Source organism: Pseudoalteromonas sp. Isolate6 (assembly GCF_022398435.1).
GTDB classification, from domain to species: domain Bacteria; phylum Pseudomonadota; class Gammaproteobacteria; order Enterobacterales; family Alteromonadaceae; genus Pseudoalteromonas; species Pseudoalteromonas galatheae.
On record NZ_JAKEVK010000389.1, the window covers coordinates 1 to 1,006 of the forward strand.

Sequence of the window (1,006 nt, forward strand, 5' to 3'; positions counted from 1 at the left end):
ATATTAAATCGGTCCGATTATGATGCTTTGAACGGTCATCTAGCAGAATTCAGGGATTTTGCGAACAAATATACGGATAGAGTCTGCGTATTAATTCAATTCAGTTAAGATAGTCACTGACTTTTCTATATTAGCTTTTGGTTCATTCCTTGAACTTTGCAATCAGAAAAGCAAATTTAAAGCGGGGTTAAAGGCGGTTACATGCCTTGTTTTTTTACTTTAATGCTGGAGTTTATGCAGTCTTAAGGCTGCCTACTGATGAAACGTTCAGCACGCGCAAAGAGCTTGTCACACTTATCTTTCTGCTCGCTATATTCGACTGAATCTTCCGCAAGAGTATCAAGCACTTCTTTTGCTTGACGATATTCACCTACCACTTATTCAAGTTTACCTTCAAAATCCTCTTTCCGTGTTTTTTTACCACTTTGTCTTCTTGGTCTAGCCATAACTCACTTCTCTTTAAATCAAAGTCTCAATAATTTTCTTCGCTCTCGTTCAGACAGAGTATCTTCGATTTTTCTTCTTACAACGTGAATATTATTTGACTTACTTTTATCAAGAGCCACATCTTCGCCATTCTTTTTTTCAACTGTTTTTTCAATTTAAAACCCTACCTCTCAAAACAAAATAATATGAACGAGAAACGCATAAAACTCCCTATTGATGTGAGTTAAAGCGCACAGCAATTAAATGGAGTTTTATGAAATTATGGTGTTAATATTGAAATGGACTTTTACTTTGAGAGATGGATATTGACTGGAAGCCCTCTCCAGTCAATTCGCTACTTATACCAAAGTAACGTTAGCAGCATTTGGACCTTTAGCCCCTTGCTCAACATCAAAAGCTACTTTTTGACCTTCATTCAGTGTTTTAAAACCTTCGCTTACAATTGATTTAAAGTGAACAAAAACATCTGGACTACCATTTTCAGGTGTAATAAAGCCAAAACCTTTTAACTCATTAAACCATTTTGCTGAACCTAAAATCTTGTTAGACATATATACCT

At 35.5% G+C, this 1,006-nt stretch carries 1 protein-coding gene; it reads right to left on the reverse strand.

Translation table 11 applies throughout. From position 1 onward, the window contains the following. Positions 1–785: 785 nt before the first annotated feature. Entirely contained in the window at positions 786–998 is a 213-nt protein-coding gene (locus L1D50_RS23070; protein ID WP_138524087.1) for a cold-shock protein, read from the reverse strand. Between the last annotated feature and the right edge of the window lie 8 nt (positions 999–1,006).

What these genes read in the sequence shown, in the direction of transcription:
- L1D50_RS23070 (WP_138524087.1), bottom strand. Translation starts at nt 998, where the DNA reads ATGTCTAACAAGATTTTAGGTTCAGCAAAATGGTTTAATGAGTTAAAA.